The following is a 1,837-nucleotide window of genomic DNA, read 5'->3' on the forward strand; positions in this document are numbered from 1 at the left end:
GACTCTGCTGCGCAATTCCGGGGTCAGGCCGTGAGCCGGTAGGCGAGGTGTTCGAGGCGGCTGCTGCGGGTGTGGTGCTGGTCGTGTCCGGTCCAGTACGCGTCGAGTCGGATCACGTTGAGCGCGGTGGCGGAGAAGGCGTGCTGGAGGCGGACTTTCGGCAGTCCGCGGTAGCGGGCCCGGCGTATGCCGGTGATGTCCAGGGCCTGATTGATGGTGCCCTCCACTCCCGCACGCAGGGCGTACTTGGCCTTCCAGGTCTTGGTCTTCTGCTCGGCGCGGGCCCGGACGAGGGCCTCGTGCGGTTCCCTGGGCCGCAGGGTGAGCATGCGCCGGCCCAGCGCGGAGCTGGTGCACTGTTCCTGGAAGGGACAGGGGCGGCAGGTGCGGACACTGAAGGTGATGACGATCGCGTCCGCGCCGTGCTGCTTAACCGGGTTCCAGTGCGCGCTGCTCTTCCCGGCGGGACAGCGGACCTGGCGGGCCTTCCAGTCAATGGCGAAGGCGTTCTTGTCGAAGCCGGCGTGGGCCTTTGCCTGGGCCGAGTGGTCCAGCAGGGCGGGGGTGACCATACGGGTGCCCCGCTCCAGCGCGGCGGTGATGAGATCGGCGGAGGGGTAGCCGGAGTCGAGGTAGTGCTCGCCGGGTTTCACCCCGTGCTCGGCCAGGCGCCGTTGAACAGACGCGGTCGCCTTCACATCGGGCACGGTGGCGTCGGTGGTGAACACGTCCGTGATCAGGTTCGGTGCCGCCGGGATCCCGGCTTCGGCTTCGGCTTCGGCTTCGGCGGGAGTGTCGCAGGTCTCGGTGAGGTGGACCTTGTAGCCCATCCAGAACAGGTCTTCGCCCTTGGCCGCCCAACGGGCATCGGGGTCGTAGGGGGAGGCCAGGCGGAGTTGGCCGGGCGGGACGCCCTCGTCGTCGGCGTCCCGCTTCTTGATCACCTCCCGTCCCCGGGTGTCGGTGTGCAGGTAGTAGGTCTGCACGAGGATCTGCCGCAGGAGCCGTACAGACTCGATCTCACGGATCCAGCCGGGGGCGTCGAAAGCCCAGGCCGCCCGGCACAACGCCAGGGCATCCTGCCCGAAGACCTGCGCGAGTCGGTCGCGTTTCGTCTGCGAGGACGGCATGCGCCAGCCGTCCACCCTGGGCCCGTAGCGGTGGGCGAACTCGGCCACGTCGACCTGTCCGGCCAGCCAGGCCGGTGCCGCGACCGCGAGGGCTTCCAGGGCCGCCCGCACGCTTTCCCCGGCCAGCTCCAGACGGTTCAAGTCCCGCACCGCGCTGATCACATGGGTGGAATCGGTGCGCTGCTTGCCCCCGGCGGCCACCAGGCCCCCGTCCTTGCAGTGTTCCAGGAGCCGGTCGAAGACCACCCGTTCCATGCCGTTCCCGGCCAGCCGGGTGCGGAACCGGCTCAGCACACTGGAATCGAAGCCCGTGTCCGTCAGCTCGGCCCCAAGTGCGTACTTCCAGTCGATCGCCCGCACCGCCATCGCCGCGGCCTGCCGGTCGGTCAGGTCCTCGGTGAACTGCAACACCGTGACCAGCGACAACACCCCCGGTGACAGTCCCAGGGCGCCGCGCACCCCGAACGCGTCGGCGAACGGCTCGTCGGCGAAGACCTCCGCGAGCCGATCACGCACCCGCATCGCCAGGCTCCCCTGCGGGAACGCCGCCCGGGCCACCGCCGCGGTCTGCGCCGGAACCTCCGGCAGCCCCTTCGGCTGCATCGACATCCACACCACCCCCACGGCCGCACGACAGGACAACGGCCGCACGGACGATCATCCCGCGCCCACCGTCACCCTGCACGGAATTGAGCAGCAGAGTCACC

General features: G+C 69.9%; 1 protein-coding gene. It reads right to left on the minus strand.

What is annotated here, in order from left to right; all coding sequences use genetic code 11:
- Window positions 1–23 precede the first annotated feature (23 nt).
- On the minus strand, window positions 24–1,739 hold the full coding sequence (locus tag AB0I23_RS41420) for an IS1182 family transposase (protein WP_359118435.1): 1,716 nt from the start codon (window positions 1,737–1,739) through the stop codon (window positions 24–26).
- Between the last annotated feature and the right edge of the window lie 98 nt (window positions 1,740–1,837).

Source organism: Streptomyces atratus (assembly GCF_040655115.1).
Classification (GTDB): Bacteria; Actinomycetota; Actinomycetes; order Streptomycetales; family Streptomycetaceae; genus Streptomyces; species Streptomyces atratus_D.

What these genes read in the sequence shown, in the direction of transcription:
- AB0I23_RS41420 (WP_359118435.1), bottom strand. Translation starts at nt 1,739, where the DNA reads ATGTCGATGCAGCCGAAGGGGCTGCCGGAGGTTCCGGCGCAGACCGCG.